Origin of the sequence: Exiguobacterium sp. B2(2022), assembly GCF_028823655.1 — a bacterium.
Taxonomy (GTDB): domain Bacteria; phylum Bacillota; class Bacilli; order Exiguobacteriales; family Exiguobacteriaceae; genus Exiguobacterium; species Exiguobacterium aestuarii_A.
In genome coordinates this window covers 1-19,806 of record NZ_JAPEHX010000012.1, presented here as the reverse complement: position 1 = coordinate 19,806, position 19,806 = coordinate 1, and the positions used below count along the sequence as shown (strand labels likewise).

Annotated in this window: 19 protein-coding genes; 18 read left to right on the top strand and 1 reads right to left on the bottom strand. The window is 46.9% G+C overall.

Translation table 11 applies throughout. The features are described from left to right. Positions 1–127 precede the first annotated feature (127 nt). The 10 genes from panB (at position 128) to nth (ending at position 9,664) form a co-directional block, all read left to right on the top strand. Positions 128–961, top strand: coding sequence for a 3-methyl-2-oxobutanoate hydroxymethyltransferase (gene panB, locus ON063_RS03680; protein ID WP_274664273.1), 834 nt, complete (start codon positions 128–130; stop codon positions 959–961). Beyond that, a complete protein-coding gene (gene panC / locus ON063_RS03675) occupies positions 961–1,791 on the top strand; it encodes a pantoate--beta-alanine ligase (RefSeq protein WP_274664272.1) in 831 nt (276 codons plus the stop codon). Before panB ends, panC begins: the two co-directional genes overlap by 1 nt. A gap of 5 nt (positions 1,792–1,796) precedes the next feature. Then, positions 1,797–2,180: an aspartate 1-decarboxylase gene (panD, locus tag ON063_RS03670; protein WP_015881490.1), complete on the top strand. Its 384-nt coding sequence runs from the start codon at positions 1,797–1,799 to the stop codon at positions 2,178–2,180. A 106-nt stretch (positions 2,181–2,286) separates the two neighbouring features. Further along, on the top strand, positions 2,287–5,097 hold the full coding sequence (gene dinG / locus ON063_RS03665; RefSeq protein ID WP_274664271.1) for an ATP-dependent DNA helicase DinG: 2,811 nt from the start codon (positions 2,287–2,289) through the stop codon (positions 5,095–5,097). A gap of 63 nt (positions 5,098–5,160) precedes the next feature. After that, positions 5,161–5,346 carry a YpmA family protein gene (locus ON063_RS03660; protein WP_015881492.1) on the top strand — a complete coding sequence of 62 codons (186 nt, stop codon included), beginning with the start codon at positions 5,161–5,163 and terminating at the stop codon, positions 5,344–5,346. After that, on the top strand, positions 5,343–5,828 hold the full coding sequence (locus ON063_RS03655; RefSeq protein WP_214783631.1) for a hypothetical protein: 486 nt from the start codon (positions 5,343–5,345) through the stop codon (positions 5,826–5,828). The genes ON063_RS03660 and ON063_RS03655 overlap by 4 nt, the downstream gene beginning before the upstream one ends. A 20-nt stretch (positions 5,829–5,848) precedes the next feature. Continuing rightward, positions 5,849–7,036, top strand: a complete 1,188-nt coding sequence (locus ON063_RS03650) for a pyridoxal phosphate-dependent aminotransferase (RefSeq protein ID WP_274664270.1) — start codon at positions 5,849–5,851, stop codon at positions 7,034–7,036. 20 nt (positions 7,037–7,056) lie between these two features. Beyond that, positions 7,057–8,358, top strand: a complete 1,302-nt coding sequence (gene asnS, locus ON063_RS03645; RefSeq protein WP_074034607.1) for an asparagine--tRNA ligase — start codon at positions 7,057–7,059, stop codon at positions 8,356–8,358. 62 nt (positions 8,359–8,420) lie between these two features. Beyond that, positions 8,421–9,005 (top strand): DnaD domain-containing protein, encoded by a 585-nt coding sequence (locus ON063_RS03640; RefSeq protein WP_214783625.1) that lies wholly within the window; start codon positions 8,421–8,423, stop codon positions 9,003–9,005. After that, the gene (nth, locus tag ON063_RS03635) at positions 9,005–9,664 is read left to right on the top strand and encodes an endonuclease III (RefSeq protein ID WP_214783622.1); all 660 of its coding nucleotides are present in this window, start codon (positions 9,005–9,007) and stop codon (positions 9,662–9,664) included. Before ON063_RS03640 ends, nth begins: the two co-directional genes overlap by 1 nt. A gap of 37 nt (positions 9,665–9,701) precedes the next feature. On the opposite strand, the gene ON063_RS03630 is transcribed toward nth, so the two are convergent. Beyond that, a complete protein-coding gene (locus ON063_RS03630; protein ID WP_198930015.1) occupies positions 9,702–10,553 on the bottom strand; it encodes a DUF3800 domain-containing protein in 852 nt (283 codons plus the stop codon). Positions 10,554–10,910: 357 nt separating this feature from the next. On the opposite strand from ON063_RS03630, the gene recU reads away from it, so the two are divergent. The 8 genes from recU to ON063_RS03590 all read left to right on the top strand — a co-directional run bounded on the left by recU (position 10,911) and on the right by ON063_RS03590 (position 19,708). Continuing rightward, a complete protein-coding gene (gene recU, locus ON063_RS03625) occupies positions 10,911–11,537 on the top strand; it encodes a Holliday junction resolvase RecU (protein ID WP_274664269.1) in 627 nt (208 codons plus the stop codon). Positions 11,538–11,557: 20 nt separating this feature from the next. Continuing rightward, on the top strand, positions 11,558–14,203 hold the full coding sequence (locus tag ON063_RS03620) for a transglycosylase domain-containing protein (protein WP_274664268.1): 2,646 nt from the start codon (positions 11,558–11,560) through the stop codon (positions 14,201–14,203). An 80-nt stretch (positions 14,204–14,283) separates the two neighbouring features. Continuing rightward, positions 14,284–14,844, top strand: coding sequence for a hypothetical protein (locus ON063_RS03615; protein ID WP_214691926.1), 561 nt, complete (start codon positions 14,284–14,286; stop codon positions 14,842–14,844). Between the two features lie 16 nt (positions 14,845–14,860). Beyond that, complete coding sequence (locus tag ON063_RS03610; protein WP_274664267.1) at positions 14,861–17,110, top strand: DEAD/DEAH box helicase; 2,250 nt, start codon at positions 14,861–14,863, stop codon at positions 17,108–17,110. Then, positions 17,107–18,270 carry a ribonuclease H-like domain-containing protein gene (locus ON063_RS03605; protein WP_274664266.1) on the top strand — a complete coding sequence of 388 codons (1,164 nt, stop codon included), beginning with the start codon at positions 17,107–17,109 and terminating at the stop codon, positions 18,268–18,270. Before ON063_RS03610 ends, ON063_RS03605 begins: the two co-directional genes overlap by 4 nt. Then, positions 18,267–18,812: a DUF1273 domain-containing protein gene (locus ON063_RS03600; RefSeq protein ID WP_214691931.1), complete on the top strand. Its 546-nt coding sequence runs from the start codon at positions 18,267–18,269 to the stop codon at positions 18,810–18,812. The genes ON063_RS03605 and ON063_RS03600 overlap by 4 nt, the downstream gene beginning before the upstream one ends. A gap of 4 nt (positions 18,813–18,816) precedes the next feature. Beyond that, a complete protein-coding gene (gene gpsB, locus ON063_RS03595; protein WP_214691933.1) occupies positions 18,817–19,113 on the top strand; it encodes a cell division regulator GpsB in 297 nt (98 codons plus the stop codon). A gap of 19 nt (positions 19,114–19,132) precedes the next feature. Continuing rightward, positions 19,133–19,708 (top strand): NERD domain-containing protein, encoded by a 576-nt coding sequence (locus ON063_RS03590; protein ID WP_214691935.1) that lies wholly within the window; start codon positions 19,133–19,135, stop codon positions 19,706–19,708. The last annotated feature ends 98 nt before the right edge of the window (positions 19,709–19,806 follow it).

Genomic DNA, 19,806 nt, shown 5'->3' with positions numbered 1-19,806 from the left:
ATCATTTTGACAGGGACAGAAGGACACTACTCATGAAAACCATGAAATTGTTTTTCGTGCGCCTTCTTGCCAACCGTGTAAGAAGGCGTTTATTCTTTCCTGTCTCCACGTTTAGGAGGAGAAACAGATGCACACGATGACTTCGTTATTGAAAAAAATGAACGAGCAGGAAAAGCTCGTCATGTTGACGGCGTATGATTACCCGTCAGCCAAACTCGCCGAAGCGGCTGGGGTCGATTTGATTTTGGTCGGCGATTCTCTTGGGATGGTCGTTCTCGGGTATGACTCGACAATCCCGGTGACGACAGAAGACATGCTTCACCATTCGAAGGCAGTACGCCGTGGAGCGAAAAACACATTCGTCGTGGTGGATATGCCATTTGCGACATACCATGGTGATTTTGACCGAACACTTCAGGCTGCGTCCCGTCTCTTCCAAGAAGGACATGCGGATGCGATCAAACTAGAAGGCGCGGGTGAAGTCCTTCAGACGATTGAACGACTCACTCAAGTAGGAATGCCTTGTGTTGCCCATCTAGGGTTGACCCCGCAATCAGTCGGTGTACTAGAAGGGTATAAAGTACAAGGGAAATCCCTTGAGGCGGCAGAGGCACTGCTTCAAGATAGCTTGGCTGCCGAACGCGCCGGTGCGAAGATGCTCGTCCTTGAGTGTGTACCGCATCAGTTGGCGAAACGAATCGCAGAAGAGTTGACGATTCCAGTCATCGGAATCGGTGCCGGGGCAGAAGTCGACGGACAAGTACTCGTCTACCATGACGTGTTGAAATATGGCGTGGACCGCTTACCGAAATTCGTTCGGGCATATGCCGACGTGAATGAAGTGGCGACAGATGCCATCCGCTCTTATGTGGAAGAGACGAAAGCTGGGCAATTCCCGCTTGAACGTCACACGTTCACAATGGATGAGTCATTGCTCGACTCGCTGTACGGAGGAAAATGATGAAAATCGTATCAACAGTTGAAGAGTTACGTCACACGTTGCCAGCGGATCAAACGATTGGTTTTGTGCCAACGATGGGATATTTGCATGAAGGACATATGAGTCTCGTCGAGAACGCACGACGTGAGAATGACGTCGTTGTCATGAGTATTTTCGTCAATCCGACTCAGTTCGGTCCGAACGAAGACCTCGACCGATACCCTCGTGACTTCGAACGAGATGAAAAATTGGCACGAGAAGCCGGTGTCGACCTTCTCTTCTATCCGACGACGGAGACGATGTACCCGCTTGATATGGCGCGCGTTACTGTGCGCCAAGGGGCAGATGTATTATGTGGGGCGAGTCGACCCGGCCATTTTGATGGTGTGTTGACAATCGTTTCGAAATTATTTAACCTTGTTCAACCGACACGTGCTTATTTCGGTCTGAAAGATGCCCAGCAAGTAGCACTCATCGAAGGGTACGTCCGAGACTATTTTGTCCCGGTCGAGATTCGACGCTGCCCGATTATTCGTGAGGAGACAGGACTAGCCAAGTCTTCTCGGAACGTATATTTGTCAGACGTTGAAAAAGAAGATGCGAGTCAAATCTTTAAAGCTTTGACGACGGCGAGAGAAACACTTGAAGCAGGTCATGATCTTGAAGAAGTGAAACAACGACTGACCGAACGATTACACGAGATCCCGAACAGTCAAATCGACTATGTCGAACTCGTTGACTACCCGACGCTTGCTGACGCTTCAAGCGATTCGAATGAAATATTGATGGCGGTGGCCGTTCAGTTTGAGCGAGCCCGATTGATTGATAATGTGATTTGGAAGAAGGGATGAATCCAATGATTCGTACATTTATGCACGCGAAGCTTCATAAAGCAACGGTGACAGAAGCAAACTTACACTACGTCGGTTCGATTACAATCGATGAGGACTTGATGGATGCAGTAGGCATCATGGAAAATGAACATGTGCACATCACGAACAACCACAATGGCGCTCGTATCGAGACGTATGTCATCAAAGGCGAACGTGGTTCTGGTGTGATTTGTTTAAACGGTGCGGCAGCAAGACATTTCCAGGTTGGTGATGTTGTCATCATCATGGCGTACGGTCAAATGACTGCAGAAGAAGCGAAAACGCATCGTCCAAAAGTAGCCGTATTGAACGAGCAAAATGAGGTCGATCAACTTCTTTATGAAGAAATCGCTCACACGATTTTATAAAACATTCGGGGGTGTCGACAAAGACATCCTCGTTTTTTCGTCGTTCGTTCTATGGTAAGATGAGACAGACAGAAAGCACGAGCGTGCCTAAGATGGGATGGATGTTATGGACACGTATGTGATTGTGGATATAGAGACAACGGGTCATTCCGTAAAGTCCGGTGATGAACTGATTGAGTTTGCGGCGGTCGTTGTACAAGATGGTGAAGTGATCGAGCGCTACAGCACCTTGATTCGACCGGGTCGACCAATCCCACCTTTTATTACGCAATTAACAACGATTAGCGATGATGACGTAAGTGATGCACCAACATTTGAAGAAGTGATTCCCGACATTTGGAAAATGCTAGATGGACGGGTGTTTGTCGCGCATAACGTCGCATTTGATTTAACTTTTTTAAACGAGAGCCTTGAACAAGCGGGCTATCTTTCGTTTCAGGGGAGGGCCATTGATACGGTTGAACTCGCTCGCATCCTCTACCCGACACTTGAGAGTCATGCCCTAGAAGCGTTATCTGAGACATTCGACCTCGTACATACAGACGCACACCGCGCACTTAGTGATGCGGAAGCAACGGCCGAGCTGTTTATCCGAATGCTCGAGCGCTTGCGCGATTTACCTGTCGTGACATTGAAACGACTTCGCGATTTGTCTGAATCGTGGACGAGTCATGTCGAGCCGTTGCTCGATGAAATCATCCTCGAGGTTGGGATTCGACCAGACGACGAAACGAGTTTTGATATTCATCGGAAGATTGCGTTACACCGTCCAAGCGATACGTTCGTTCCGGCAGAAGAACGAGAACCCTTTGAACCGTTTCTCCTTCGCACGATCGAAGAAACGCTCCCGTCAATCTTTGATCAATTTGAGCCGAGACAAAGTCAATTTGAAATGATGCGTCACGTTTATAAAGCATTAGACGACGAGGAAACGTTGTTAGTCGAAGCAGGGACGGGAACAGGGAAGACGTTGGCGTACTTAATCCCGAGTGCTCATCATGCACTTGAGACGAAACGTCCTGTCGTGATCAGTACGCATACGATTCAATTGCAGGAACAGCTCCTGAACCGGGATTTGCCGGTACTTCGACAAATCTTTCCGGAAATTGAATTTACCTTGTTGAAAGGAAGACGGAACTATATCGATTTACGTAAATTCGAGATGGTGCTCGATGAATCGAATGATGGATTGTTGGTTTCGATGTGTAAAGCGATGGTACTCGTCTGGTTAACCGAAACAGAGACGGGGGATTTGGAAGAACTCTCATTCCCAGGATCTGCGACACAAGGTCCAGCTTCTTTTAAACGGTTGATTCAAGCTGATGCTTCAAGTGAATTCGGACGGTTCGACCCTTGGTATAGCCGAGACTTTTTCACAAAAGCAGTCCTCCGTTCGAAAGAAGCAGATTTGATTGTCACGAATCACGCGCTCTTATTCTCTGATTTGCAACATCAGGCAGGCATCTTACCGACCGATACACCGCTCGTCTTAGACGAGGCACATCAAGTCGAAGAAGTGGCCTCTCACCATTTCGGTGTGACGTTTGATGCCATCCAATTTGATCGGTTGTTCAAATGGTTCGGATACGGTGCGGACGGGAAGTTTCATTCTCGGATCATTCAGCTAGCCGATTTGACGTCTGTGACAGAAGAGGCAGAAGCGTTCAGTCAACAGATTGATTCTGCGCTCGCACGGGTCGAAGAAGAGCTCGAAGACCTCTTGACGGCACTACAGTCTCTAGGAAAGAAAAAAGAACCTCGACAAACTGTTCGATTCGAGCGAGAAGGCGCATCATTCAGACCGATTCGTGAAGTGGCGAATCGATTAGAGGACAAGTTACGTACATTAAGGACGTCACTCAGACATCTCCATCGACTGCTCGATGAGCGTAAAGAACACATGACGTTCAAACAACGCGCACTTTTGAGTGATTTGAAAACATTGATTAGCGACGTCCGTGAGCTCGAAAGTGTCATTTATGAGACGATGTTGACACGCAATGATGATGCGGTCAGTTGGGTCGAGTTGAATTTAGGCAACCGTAAATTGACATCGGTCTACACGCAACCGGTTGAAATCGGTCCGTTGCTGCACGAACGATTATTTAAGAAGAGACCGACGATTTTGACGTCAGCGACGATGACAGTCTCGGGCAAGTTTAGTTTTATGGAGCGACGACTCGGACTTGAAGGAGAACCGGTCAGACGAGTCGTATTGCCTTCACCGTTCAACTTTAAGGAACAGGCAAAACTGTTTGTTCCGTCAGACTTCCCGTTGATCAATGATGTGCCGCTTCCTCAGTTCGTTGATCAGACCGCTCAATCGATTGTTCAAATTGCAAACGTGACAAAAGGGCGAATGCTCGTCCTCTTCACCTCGAATGAATTGTTACGTCTCACTTACGAACAAGTAAAAGATCATCTCGACCCTTCTTATACGCTACTTGCTCAAGGGGTCAGTGGGGGATCGCGAAGCCGATTGACGAAACAGTTCAAGCGGATGGAACAGTCGATTTTATTCGGGACGGCCAGCTTTTGGGAAGGTGTCGATATTCCAGGTGAGGCGTTGACGTGCCTCGTCATCGTACGTCTTCCGTTCGCGCCGCCTGATCAACCAATCATGCAAGCCCGTTCGGAAAAAATTGAATCGATGGGGAAATCCCCATTCTTCGAGCTTTCGCTTCCTCAAGCAGTCATTCGTTTCAAACAAGGTGTCGGTCGATTGATTCGATCGAAATCGGATTATGGTGCGATTTTTGTGTTCGATCGCCGTGTCGAGACGACTCGTTACGGGAAACAATTCATCAATAGCTTACCGAAGGTGGAGCGGATTGAAGGGACGCTAGAGACATCCTTATCCGAGTTAGAATTGTTCTTAGATGAAAAGGAAAACTCTGTGACAAGAAATGATAGATAACGCTAGGCATCATGATGTTATCGTTTTATAATGATACGTATAGGTTTTGGAGGAGGAGTCAACATGAATTCGAATATTGAGACGCTTGCGAGTGTGCGCATCGAACCGACGGCGGACGTTTATAAGATTGTCGATTTATTGAATCGGACGTTAAAAAGTCAAGATTTGATGTTCGGCCTTTCGCTTGAAAAGAAAGTGAATGATCCGAAGAAGGAAGAGATGGTCTTCACCATCTATCGTACAGAATGACCAGAAAAACAAAATGGATCGTCTCGTTACTGGCGGCACTGCTCGGTGTCGTCCTTGTCTTTAGCGTGATGTATCGATTCACGATTGGACACACAGAAAATCAAAAGGAACAACTCATCGAGGAAGCCTTGATTCGATTGAACGAGGAATCGCCAGACGTTCAAGTGGGACAAGGAGAGCTGTTCAATGGGACAGAGGCATACGTCGTTTTTCAGGAAGAGGACGGAGACTCGATTTGGTTCGTTCCACTCGATGACGAGTTCGAAATTGAACAACGTGAAATTGGTGAAGTGAATGCGAATGATGTCTGCGCTCGTTCTGTCCAAGATACAGGCGGACAACTCATCAGTTGTAAGTACGGATTCGACGAGAGAGCGCTCGTCGAAGTGGTCACAAAGGCAGACGCATCTTATACGTATTCGTATTACACGTTACAGACTGGAGAGTTTATTCGACGCGTCCAATTGACCGATCAAATGTGACGAATTAGAGGGGGATAATGATGGAACATCTATTAGCGAAACGAGTGAAACAACTCACGCCGTCGACAACATTAGCGATTACAGCTAAAGCAAAGGCGCTCAAGGCTTCGGGCAAAGATGTCATTGGACTCGGCGCAGGTGAGCCTGATTTCAATACACCGGAACGAATCATCGATGCTGCGTGTCAAGCGGCTCGTGATGGCGATACGAAATATACACCTTCGGGCGGAACGGTCGCGTTGAAGGACGCCATCATTGAAAAAACGAAACGGGACAGCCAGCTGACGTTTGAGCGGAATGAAGTCATGGTCGCTTCGGGTGCAAAGCATGCGCTTTACGCATTGTTCCAAGCGATTTTAGATGAAGGTGACGAAGTCATCGTCCCGACACCTTACTGGGTCAGTTATCCAGAACAAATCAAACTCGCTGACGGTGAACCTGTATATGTCGATACAAATGAAGACACATCCTTCAAATTGACACCTGAACTGCTCGAACGTGCAATTACAGATCGTACGAAGGCAGTCATATTGAACAGCCCTTCAAACCCGACAGGAATGATTTACACGAAAGAAGAGTTACAGGCACTCGCCGATGTCGTTCTTCGACATAATCTTCTCGTCGTGAGCGATGAAATTTATGAGAAGTTGATTTACGGTGACGCAACATTCGTATCGATTGCGACATTACCGAATATGCGTGAACGTACGATCATCATCAACGGTGTCTCAAAATCTCATGCGATGACAGGGTGGCGTATCGGATATGCCGTTGGTGATGCGACAATCATCAGCGCGATGACAAACTTAGCGTCTCACTCCACATCAAACCCGACATCTGTCGCTCAGGCGGCAGCGGTTGAGGCATACAATGGACCACAGGATGATGTAGAGATGATGCGTCAGTCATTCGAAGAGCGACTCGACATCGTTTACAACCGTCTCGAACAAATTCCAGGAATCACTTGCTTGAAGCCACAAGGTGCATTTTACTTATATGCCAATGCGAAAGTTGCCGCGACTGAGAGTGGATACAACACAGTCGATGCTTGGTGCGAGGCAGTACTTGAAGAGGCAAACGTGGCACTTGTTCCAGGTTCTGGTTTTGGACAGGAAGACTACGTACGATTATCATATGCAACAGAATTAAAACGCGTATTAGAAGCGCTCGATCGAGTAGAAGACTTCATTACGAAGCGTGCTCGATAAGCGAAAGGATGGAAATGAACATGACAACAATTTCGATTAACCAATTTAAAGACTACGAAGGACAGACGGTCCGCGTCGGAGCTTGGATTGCCAACAAACGTTCTAGCGGGAAGATTGCCTTCCTTCAACTACGTGACGGTAGCGGATTTGCACAAGCGGTCGTCGTGAAGGCTGACGTCTCTGAAGAATTGTTCACTCTTGCTAAAGGTGTGACACAAGAGACTTCTGTCTGGGTGACAGGTAACGTCAAGTCGGATGGTGGACGTACGCCACTCGGGTTTGAATTAGAAGTGACAGATGTAGAAGTGATTGCAGAGTCAGTGGATTACCCAATCACACCGAAAGAACATGGAACGGAATTCTTGATGGATAACCGTCACTTATGGCTCCGTTCACGTCGCCAACACGCAATCATGAAAGTGCGTAACGAAATCATTCGTGCGACGTATGAATTCTTTAATAAAGAAGGATTCGTCAAAATCGATCCACCAATCCTTACGAGCAGTGCACCAGAAGGCACGACAGAGTTGTTTGAGACAGATTACTTCGGTCAATCCGCTTACCTCTCACAGACGGGCCAATTGTATATGGAAGCCGCTGCAATGGCACTCGGTAAAGTCTTCTCGTTCGGACCGACTTTCCGTGCAGAGAAATCAAAAACACGTCGTCACTTGATTGAGTTCTGGATGATCGAGCCAGAGATGGCGTTCTTCGATCACGACATGAACCTTGAGATTCAAGAGCAATACGTCTCATACATCGCACAATCCGCGCTTGAGAACTGTAAGGATGAACTTGAATTCCTTGGACGTGACCTTGAGAAGTTGGCACAAGTGAAAGCACCTTTCCCACGTGTCCGTTATGAAGATGCAATCAAATTCTTGAAATCAGAAGGATTCGACGATATCGAATACGGCGACGATTTCGGTGCACCGCATGAGACGGCGATTGCTAACGCACACGACCAGCCAGTCTTCATCACGCACTGGCCAAAAGAAATCAAACCGTTCTACATGAAAGTGGACCCTGAGAATCCTGAGCTCGTTCTTTGTGCAGACTTGATTGCACCAGAAGGATATGGAGAAATCATCGGGGGATCACAACGTGAAGACGATTACGATCGTTTGAAAGAAGAGATCATCAAAGAAGGTCTTGATGAAACGGATGCATACGACTGGTATCTCGAACTTCGTCAATACGGTTCGGTCCCGCACTCTGGTTTCGGACTCGGACTTGAGCGTACGGTTGCATGGATCAGTGGAATCGAGCATATCCGTGAAGCCATTCCATTCCCACGTTTATTAAACCGAATCCACCCTTAACGATTAATCGGGGAAGACGTCATGTCCTCCCCGATTGATGTGTCTTAGAAAGGAAGTGCGACATGGATGCACATCAATTGATTCAATTATTCGAGCAAAGTCCGGTCGTTATTCCGCGCAAACTGTTCACTGACGCTAGACGACTCGACTTATCGCCTGTCGAATTCAGTCTCATCGTCCATCTTCTTGAAATGACGGGAGAAGGCATCGTCATGCCACTCCCAAGCGAATTAGGAAAACGGTTGAACGTCTCTGAGAATGAGGCGCGCTCTGTGTTACTCGGCTTGTTGCAGAAAGAATTGATTGCCATTGACGCTTCGAGTAATGGCGAGCGATACAGCTTAATACCTCTGTTTGAAGCGTTGCAAGGAGAAGAGAAAGTTGTACCGCAACAGACGTTGAATGAAAATATCATCCATACGTTCGAACGAGAATTTGGGACGATCACTCCGTTCGAGATTGAACAAATCGTCGGATGGATGACGGAAGATAATTTCAGCGAAGAACTAATTATGGCCGCGTTACGCGAAGCGAAACTTCGGAATGTTCGAAACTTCAAATACATGGATAAAATCTTACGCGTCTGGCAGGACCATCAAGTCGAGACGCTTGAGGATGTCGTGGAATATCAACGGAGGAATAAATGATGTTGACGAAAGTCCAGTTACAAGAAGTGTCTGATACGATGAGGCAAATGTTCCCGGATGCGCATTGCGAACTGACGCATCAAAACCCATTCGAATTAGTGGTCGCCGTGGCCCTCTCCGCCCAGGCGACGGATGCCCTCGTCAACAAGGTGACACCGGGCTTGTTTGAAGCGTTTCCGACAGTCGAAGCGATGGCTGCGGCAGACGTTTCAGAGATTGAGGCGTTGATCAAACGCATTGGATTGTATCGGAACAAAGCGAAGAACGTGAAGGCACTCTCTGAAAAAATCGTGAACGAGCATGGCGGCATCGTGCCGTCGGACCGGGCATCACTTGAGGCCCTTCCAGGTGTCGGTCGTAAAACGGCCAACGTCGTCCTGTCGGTCGCGTTCCTTGAGCCGGCCTTTGCCGTGGATACCCACGTCGAGCGGGTGTCGAAGCGTCTTGGCATTTGCCGCTGGAAAGATAACGTCCGTCAAGTCGAGGATACGTTGATGAAGAAGTTCCCACGCGAGGAGTGGTCACAACTCCATCATCAATTTATTTTCTTCGGACGCTATCATTGTAAAGCCCAGCGACCTGCCTGTGAGACGTGCCCGCTTCTTCATATGTGTCGGGAAGGAAAGAAACGAATGAAGTCCGCGAAAGTCACGACATAAAAAATGCATCGGCACATGTGTGTCGATGCATTTTTGTTTAATGATTCCAAGGATGGTCGCTCCACTCACGACGCTTTTTCGTGATGGGTACCTTTTTGAAGCCCCAGTTGCGGAAATCTTGGTCTGGACTTTCTTTACGAATGTAAATTTTGTCCTTGATTGCTTTAAAGATTCGGTTCTCGTCCCCATAATGGACGAACCGTGGTTTTACCTCGATCACACCTCGACGGACACGTGAAAGTGGGAGACAGACGAGGTCAGCGATTTCTAAACCGGATTGATACATCGTGTTCTGTTTCTCAGAGAAGATGAACCCTTTAATTTTTTGACGACTCTTTTCGACATCGAGATGGACCGTGCCCGAGTTGAAAATATCAAAAAATGCTTTTTGAATGAGTAAGTTCTGGTAATCATCTCGTGATTCGAGGACGACGCGTGCACTGACCGCCTCTGTTTCCTCTAAAAACGCATAGAACGACTTCATCAAGTGGGCGAAGGCGACTACATACGGATCTTTTGGCGTCGAATAAAAGTCATGTAGTTTTTGTTTATCGACTTCAACACTGACGATTGTACAATCGATTCCTCGCAAAAAATCAGGTAGCTTGTCCCAAAAATCACGCAACATGTCGATCGTGATGCCATCTTCTTTCCCATAAGGATGCTCGGCTTTTAAAATTTCTTTTAAATGAAGCGGGATTTGCTCGGTTTTAAAAACATCTCGCTTGAACGCGTGAAGACGTCGCTTCAATTCACATGGCATTCCAGTCTCATCCGCATCGATTGAATATTTGTACTCCATCAGAACACCAGTCAAATTGAACTGCGTGTTTCCTTTCGGTGTACCTGTTTCGTCGACGAACATGACATACTTCTTTCCACTTTCCATCCAATCCCTCCAAAACGGCTTAACAGTAACGTCTTTAAGCATTCTATTTTATTTCCAGACGGCATTTCCAGCCGTCCATTGCACAGGTATTGCACACTTTTTTTCAGAATGACATCAATTAGGTTTATCGATGTACAATCTTGGTTAAACAGAAGAGGTGCTATTATCATAGAAAAACAATCAAGTCTTACGTGACGAGAGCTTTTCAATTTGGATACACAATCGCTTACATACTAGTTTAACATACGGGAGTTTGGTACGATATGTGTTGCGGTAAATCCACACAAGTGTCGACCGACAGAAGTCGACAATCAGACCTGAGACGGAAGGAACGAGTGGAGCGACCTGTTAATATGTATGTATGGGGTGACAACATTGTTCCATTATCCAAACGGTAAAAAAGCAAAAGTGACAAAGACACCAAAGGAGGAAGGAATTTCGAAACAACCCTCGAATTCTCCAACCTATGCGAATCGCGGAATGAATTTGGAGACATTGTTGAATGAAACGAATGAATTTTATCGAATCCATCAACGAGCCGTCATCCATAAGAAACCGACACCGTTACAAATCGTCAAAGTCGACTACCCAAAACGAAGTGCAGCCAAAGTGACGGAAGCCTATTTCAAACAGGCATCCACGACTGACTACAATGGGGTGTATCGCGGCAAGTACATTGACTTTGAAGCGAAAGAAACGAATAATAAGACGTCGTTTCCGCTCGGCAACTTTCACGAGCACCAGATTGAACACATGCGCGAGTGCGAACGCCATGGAGGGATTTGTTTTGTCATCATCCGCTTTAGTCGCTATAATACGCAATATGTATTGACCACGGAACAACTTGTTCAGTGGTGGGAACAACGATTGATGGGACGCAAGTCAATTCCACTTCGTTTTATCGAAGAGGAAGCGATTGAAGTTCCGACGAGAGCCTTGCCGTCGATTGACTATTTGGCGGTGCTCGATCAATGGCTCGATTGAATAGAAGGAGTGAACCATGAATGGAGCGAAGTAGGGTCGCACGTCGACAAGATTCGACGACGAATAAACGCAAAAAAACTGGGAAACAACCAAAGACGAAAAGTAAAAAACCGATGTGGAAACGCATCTTTTTATTAGGTTTCTTATTATTTATTGCAGCAGTCATCGCGTTCGGGGCATATACCGTATATGCGATTGCAACGGCACCAGAGCTTGACGAAGAAAAACTCGTCGATACGTATCCGATTCAGCTAATCTCTGCTGAAGGTGAACCGCTCGAAGGAGCCGGTCAAATTCGAGAATACGTCTCCATTGACGATATTTCAGAAGTGATGCAACAAGCGGTCGTCTCGATTGAGGACCGTCGTTTCTATGAGCACAACGGAATCGACTTACGTCGGATCGGTGGCGCGGTCGTAGCCAACTTGACTGACGGTTTCGGTGCAGAAGGTGGGTCAACCATCACGCAACAGTTGGTGAAACAGTCGTTTCTTTCAACAGACAAGAAGTTGAAGCGGAAGCTTCAAGAGCAGTGGCTCGCGCTCAAACTTGAACGTGAGTATACGAAAGAACAGATTTTAGAGATGTATTTAAATAAAAACTACTATGGTAGTGGTGGATACGGTGTACAAACTGCATCGAAGCGCTACTTCAACAAGCCGGTCTCTGAGGTCAATTATCAAGAAGCGGCAATCCTTGCAGGCCTTCCGCAACGTCCAAGTGCATACGATCCAATCAATGGTGACCAAGAGTTGACGCGTTATCGCCAAGAACAAGTCTTGTCTGCGATGAAGCGAGACGGCCACATTTCGGAAGAACAGTATAACGAAGCGCTTGATGTTGCCATCGCAGACGTCATCTCACCTGGTGAAGAGACGGAAGAAGAGGCGTTCACACGTGCGATTTATTCACGCGTGCTTAAAGAGCTAGAAGAGGACTTCGGACTTGAACAGTCAGACATCTACGGAACAGGTCTAAAAGTATATACGTCAATCAATAAAGAATTGCACACGAAAATCAATAGTGAAATCAAATCGAATAGTACCGGTACGATGGTAGATAATTTCCCGGAACAGCTCCGAATGGGTGCGACCGTACTGAATACGAAGACGGGCGAGATTGTCGCGATTGTTGATAGTCAGCAAGCAAAACAAGGTGATACGACGTACCGTGACTATTCAAACGAGAAGTATCAAATTGGATCAACGGCGAAGCCGTTCTTCGACTACGGTCCGGGAATTGAGAACGGACAATGGTCGACCGGAAAAGTATTGCTTGATGCACAACTTGAAGGGAAATTTAAACCGAATAACTATTATCAAGGTTTCCGTGGACCAAATACGATGCGTCAATATTTGAAGATTTCAGCGAACACGCCGGCAGTTCGTGCCTTCCAAGAAGTTCGGGATGAGTACGGTCAAGAGGCGATTGAATCGTTTGTAAAGAATGTTGGAATCGAACCGGTATATGCTGGTGATGAATTACTTGAATCAAACACGCTGGGTACAGCAGAGGCGAGTACGACGCAAATGGCAGCAGCCTATGCGGCGCTCGGTACAAATGGGATGTATACGAAACCGCATTTGATTCAAAAGATTGAGTTCAATGACGGTTCGAGCATCAACTCGCCAGTCAAAGCGAAACAGGCGATGGAAGACTATACGGCCTACATGTTGACAGATATGCTACGTGATGTCGTAAGTGCCTCTGACGGAACGTATGTACCTGACCCATTCTCTTTCGATGTCGCAGGAAAAACAGGGACAACGAATGAAGAAGTAAAAGGTTCTGAACGAGTCATTCCGAAAGATAAATGGTTCACAGGGTATTCAACAGATTATTCAATTTCTGTTTGGACAGGTAAATCCGTATCAAATGAAGAGACTGAAGCACTGTTTAAACCTGACTATGCCCAATACTATTTTGACTATATGATGCTAGAGGCAGCGAATGTTTCAGGTCAACCAGACCGCTTCCAACGTCCAGACTCTGTCTTATCACTCGGGAATGAACTTTATGTCAAAGGGACGAAGCCAAAAGACCTTCAACCTGAGAAATTGACTGCTCCAACGGGTGCAAGCGTCAATTATGACGAAAGTTCACAAGCCGGTTCTGTCTCATGGTCATACGATTTTGATGGCGCACAAGCAGATGGTTACTCAGACATCTCATTCACCGTGACGCAACAGTCAGCCGAAGGCGGTGAACAAGTCGTCGGTACGACGGGAGAGACGAGTATTGATATTTCGAACTTGGCTGAAGGGGACACAACGTTCACCATCGTCGCCAAGGCGACAAACCCATTGACGGGTGAACAGCAATCTGCCCCAGCACAAGCAAGTTACTCCATTGAACCAAAAGAAGAACCGAAGGATGAGGAAGAAGAAAGTCCTTCTGACGAAGAGAATAACGAAGACAACCCATCGGACGAGAACAACGGTAACGGGAACAATAGTAACAATGGTAACGGAAACGGCAACGAAAACGATGAAGATACCACTGAGGAACAAAATCCTGATGAGCCAGCGACCGATGAAGGTACGGATGAAGGAACAGACCAACCGACGGATGGAGAAGATCCAGGTGCTCCGCTAGAAGGTCAATCGAATAATGAATCGCCAGCCACGGAACGTGGGAACGGCAATTCGAATAACGGAAATAACTAAGGAAGGCAGGGCGACATTGTGCGCCCTGTTTTTCGTATGACTTTGTTATAATGAAAAGAAAGGGAACAGGATGGTGACACATGGTTCAACTCTCTTTAAAGCGAAAGATGAAAGTGTTATTTGTTATGGATCGACTGCAAGACGACGATTTCGGCGTACCGCTCAGTGGACATCTCGGATTAAAGCTTTCCCATCTGTTATTAAAAGAGTCGATTCCACTCGGACGTCTCATCCAAGATCAAACCGTCGCTGAAGCGATTGGACATTCTTACTTAAAACGAATCGGAGTCGAAACGATGTTCACGGGTGAAGAATCCTACTATCCGGACTTACTTCGTGGCAACCGTCAACAGTTATCGACAGACGAAGATTATTATAAAACGGTGCAACGCTACGCCAAACATCTATTAGCGGTTCATTCGAAATGTACGAAGCTACATACCATTGTCTTATTCGGTCGATCGACACAACGTCTATTTTCAGACGCGCTCATCCGCCTCGAAGAAGAGAATGCACATGTGGCTGATACGTTTCAACACATGACCATTTTAAAAATGCCCGCTGTATCGAGAATGATACGAGATGAACGGATTCAATCGATCCGACAAACCGTAGTCGAACTTGCACCTTCGAACTCATAAAAAAGAAGGTGAACTGATGCGAAAATCACGCTCCGTCGAAGAGATGATTCAAGAATTAAAAGAAGACCCGAGCTTTGCCAAAAACGTTCGTCACTGGCATACAGTCGATGCACGTCCGGCACAATATGCACCCATTCCAGAGCAAGTACCGGAACAGTTGACGAACGTGTTGAAAAATCGGGGAATTGAGCAACTGTATACGCACCAAGCTGAGGCTGTGAAACAAACGGCTGGCGGTCATTCGACCGTCATTGTGACCCCTACCGCATCAGGGAAAACATTGTGCTATAACTTGCCGGTACTTTCAAAAATGATTGAAAAACCGACAGCACGTGCACTTTATCTATACCCGACAAAAGCGCTCGCCCAGGACCAAAATAGTGACTTGATGGAGATGGTCGAGGCACTTGAAGGGAATTTACGATGCTTCACGTATGATGGGGATACGTCTCCCGCTGCCCGAACGAAAGTCAGGGATGCGGGGAATATCGTCATCACCAATCCGGATATGTTACATTCCGGTATTTTACCGCACCATACGAAATGGATTCGTCTATTTGAAAACTTAGAATACATCGTCGTCGATGAGCTGCACACGTATCGTGGCGTGTTTGGCAGTCACGTGGCCAACGTATTTCGTCGCTTGAAACGAATTTGTGCCTATTATGGGAGTCACCCAAAATGGATTATGACTTCTGCGACGATTGCCAACCCGCGAGAACTCGCCGAGTTATTGACGGAAGAAGAAGTCGTGTTGATTGACCGGAACGGGGCGCCACAAGGGAAGAAACACCTCGTCTTCTACAATCCTCCTGTCGTCAATGAGGCGCTCGGAATCCGAAGAAGTGCAACGCTTGAGACGAAACGAATCGCGTCGAAGCTCGTGGAAGCGAACATCCAGACCATCGTCTTCGCACGTTCACGTGTCCGAGTCGAGGTGCTTCTGACGTATTTACAAGAACTGACACGACGAGAACTCGGACCAAAGTCAATCGTCGGTTATCGAGGAGGTTATCTTCCGTCTGAACGTCGCGAGATTGAACGGCGCTTACGAAATGGCGAAATCAAAGCAGTCGTATCGACGAACGCGTTAGAACTCGGTGTGGATATCGGTCAATTGCAAGCATGTGTCCTCAATGGCTATCCTGGAACCGTCGCCTCACTCTGGCAACAGGCGGGTCGTGCAGGTCGTCGTCATTCTGAATCACTCGTCGTATTCGTCGCATCGTCTTCCTCTCTTGATCAACTCGTCGTCGAACAGCCTGAAATGATTTTAGACCGTTCGCCGGAAGCGGCTCGTCTTGACCCGAACAACTTGATCATTTTAGTCGACCACATGAAGTGTGCCGCATTTGAACTACCGTTTCAAAAAGGAGAGCGTTTCGGAACGGTCGACACAGAGGATATTTTAGATTTCCTAACAGACGCACAAGTGCTACACGAACGAGCGAATAAATACTATTGGATGACCGATTCATTCCCGGCACACGATATCTCCCTTCGCACGAGCGACCAAGAGAATGTCGTCATCGTCGACCAAACTGCGAAGCATCAAGTGATCGGTGAAATGGATACGTTCAGCGCGATGACTTTGTTACACGATGAAGCAATTTATTTACACGGAGCTGAACAGTATCAGGTCGAAAAATTAGACTTTGAAGAGAAGAAGGCGTTCGTCCGTCGTGTCGATGTCGACTACTATACGGATGCGAATCTGGCAGTAGAATTAAAAGTGCTCGAAGAGAACAAAACGGATGGTGCAAAAACGTTTGGCGAAGTGTCGGTCATTGCGATGGCCACGCTCTTCAAAAAAATCAAATTTGGGACGCATGAGAATATTGGGTCAGGCCCGATTCATCTTCCGGAGCGAGAACTGCATACGACGGCGACATGGTTCACATTAGATGAACGTTTTGCTTATTCGGAGGCAGATCTTGAAGATCAACTCGAAGCGGTCAGTGACTTATTCAGACGGCTTGCCCCACTCTATCTCATGTGTGATACGCTCGATTTATTTACAACCATTCAAATGAAGTCGACTCATACGAATAAACCGACCGTTTATTTATATGACCGTTATCCTGGTGGCATCGGTCTCAGTGAGGCGCTCTATAAAGATGCAGACATGGTGCTCGAGGCAGCAGAGCGGACGGTATCGGATTGTCCTTGTGAGAGTGGATGCCCTCGCTGTGTCGGTATGATTGGATATGGAGACTTCAAGCATCAAGTCATCCGTCAGTTACAAGCTTTGAAAGGATCGTTATGAAAGCAAAATTATCAAGATTGATTAAAACGAAAGAACCTGTCGAACGCCCGCGCGTTACCTCACCTGATGAAGTGGAACAACAGAAATGGACTGAACAAGGTGGGGAAATTTTAACGTTCGAAGGAGAATGGTGTGTACGAATCCGAAACACCTATCCGCTTGATGAGATTTATCACGACTATGCGTTCGGAGACGCCAGACGAATGATGCAGAAAACGGAACATCCGTTTTTCGCGGTCGACTTAAAACCGGATCAAGTCTTGTTTATGGATACAGAGACGACCGGATTACGTGGGTCCGGGACGTCGATTTTCTTGATCGGATTTGCACGGATTCGTGCGGAACAGCTTGAAATGATTCAGTATGTCTTGCCTCATCCTGCCTTTGAGACTGCTTTTTACTATCATTTTCTACAGGACATCGGGGATGAGGTACGGTTCGTCACCTATAATGGAAAGTCTTTTGACTGGCCACAAATCAAAACAAGACATACGTTTGTCAAATCACGGGTAAAAGCATTGCCTTCCGTCGGTCATGTCGATCTATTGCATGCGGCAAGACGGTTGTTGAAACCGAGGTTAGAATCGGTGTCGCTCAAAGCGGTCGAAACGTATTTCGGTCATGGACGGACGGACGATCTACCTGGATTTTTAGCTCCGATGCATTATTTTCAGTACGTCAAAGAGCGCAACCCTGAGATTCTCATGCCGGTCCTTGAGCACCATCATGCGGATTGTTTGAGCCTCGTCTCTCTTTACACGCGACTCAGTCAACTCGTCATGACTCCTGAGACCGATTTCGGAGAAGAGCGTGCGCATTGGTTGCATGACCTAGGGGAGCAGGAGCAGGCGCTTAAAGAATTCGAACAGCTATCTGACCCTTCGAAGCGAGCGGTCATGCGGCAAGCGCTCTTATTGAAACGAACAGGTCGTATGGAGCAAGCAATCCCGCTCTTTGAATCGTTGCATACGACTGAAGGGTACGTGGAGCTCGCCAAGTACGCAGAGCATAAGCAGAAGGACGTCGCACTTGCGATTGATTACACGGAACGTGCGATTGAACTGCTCGAGCAAAAGCGCACCGTTTTGCGTCAAACCGTTAATCGCGAGAAGGCAGAGCTCGAACATCGGCTTGCCCGTCTAGAAAGGAAGCGATCATGAAAGTTGTAGCCGTCACAGGATATCGTCCCCATGAACTTGGGATTTTCAAAGCGGACCATCCGGGAATCGACATCATTCAAGAAGCTTACCGAAAAAAAATCCTGGAAGTCATTGAATTAGGTGCTGAATGGTTCATCTTTAGTGGAACGAACGGTTGTGAATTATGGGCCGGACAAGTATTGTTAGAGTTAAGAGAAACATATCCGATTAAAATTGCGGTATTTCCTCCGTTCTTAAATATGGACGAACGCTATAAACCGTTCGAACAAGAATTGTTTGTTCAACTTCAACTCGAAGCAGATTTCTTTGAACCGTTGACGCAACGTCCATATGAGGATCCGAGTCAATTACGCGCAAAAACTGCATTCTTTTTAGATAAAGCAGAAGGATTGATTACCTTGTATGACGAAGAAACGGAGGGAAGTCCCCGTTTTCTAGTCGAAGGGGCTCGGCGAAAGCCGAATATGGAGGTCTTTCTCATCACACAGGAAGATTTACGTGTCATTGAGGAAGAAAAACAATGGGAACAACAATGGGAGTGATACAATGCAAACCGAATTAACGGCAGAGGCAATTTATAAACAAGAATTTAAAACGGCATTACGAGGCTACTCGCAAGAAGAAGTCGATCAATTTTTAGATGTCGTCATCCGCGATTATGAAAAGATGGCGAAAGAAATCGAACGGCTTCAGAAAGAAAATGATTCATTGCGTCGCGAATCGGCACCAGTGGCAGAACCTACAAAACCAGCGCAACCCGTTGCGTCGAACTATGATATGTTGCGTCGTATTTCAAATCTTGAAAAAGCAGTCTTCGGAAAGCAAGTGGGGCCAAGCGAATAAGGAATAGGGGGTGGAGTGAATGTTGCAAGTGTTAACGGCTACGGAGAAACAACCCGTTAAACAACAAACAAGGAAGCTGTTTCGAACGAAAGAAGAAGTGATGAAAGCACCGACAAGCTATACAGATCATCTCGTCGAAAACATCAGGCACACCTGTCGATTTGATTGGATGATGATTGAACAAGTCGAATTTGGCGAGGACCTCGTTCATTACGTGCTCGTCGGGCCGAAAGGTGTATTCTTGATTCAATTGAATCGAACTCCAGCCCCTGTCCATTTAACGAATCGCGAGTGTCGGACGGAGACGTCTATGGGATGGAAGCATATCTACCCACATCCTCTCACAGAGCTAGAGCGAATGACGAAACAAGTGCGGGCACGGTTGAAAAAGGAGTGTGGGCAAGCGATTCCGGTCTATTCTTTCTTGATCTTCCCCGAGACGGAACAGTTGAAGCTTAAGCGGGTCAAGGCAAATTGTGGTGACTCTTTCGCATTCGTCAATCAGGTCATCAGCAAAACAAATCTTGAGACGTTGACAGAACCGCTCGTTAAACAAATTGCCTACTATTGCTCTGAACGACAAGTACATAAATAAGAAGAAGGCCAAATATTGGATTTGGCCTTCTTCTTATTTTAAGAGTTCTCTTGCCTTTGCCGCATCATCTCGATGAACGAATAGTGCGACACGGTCGT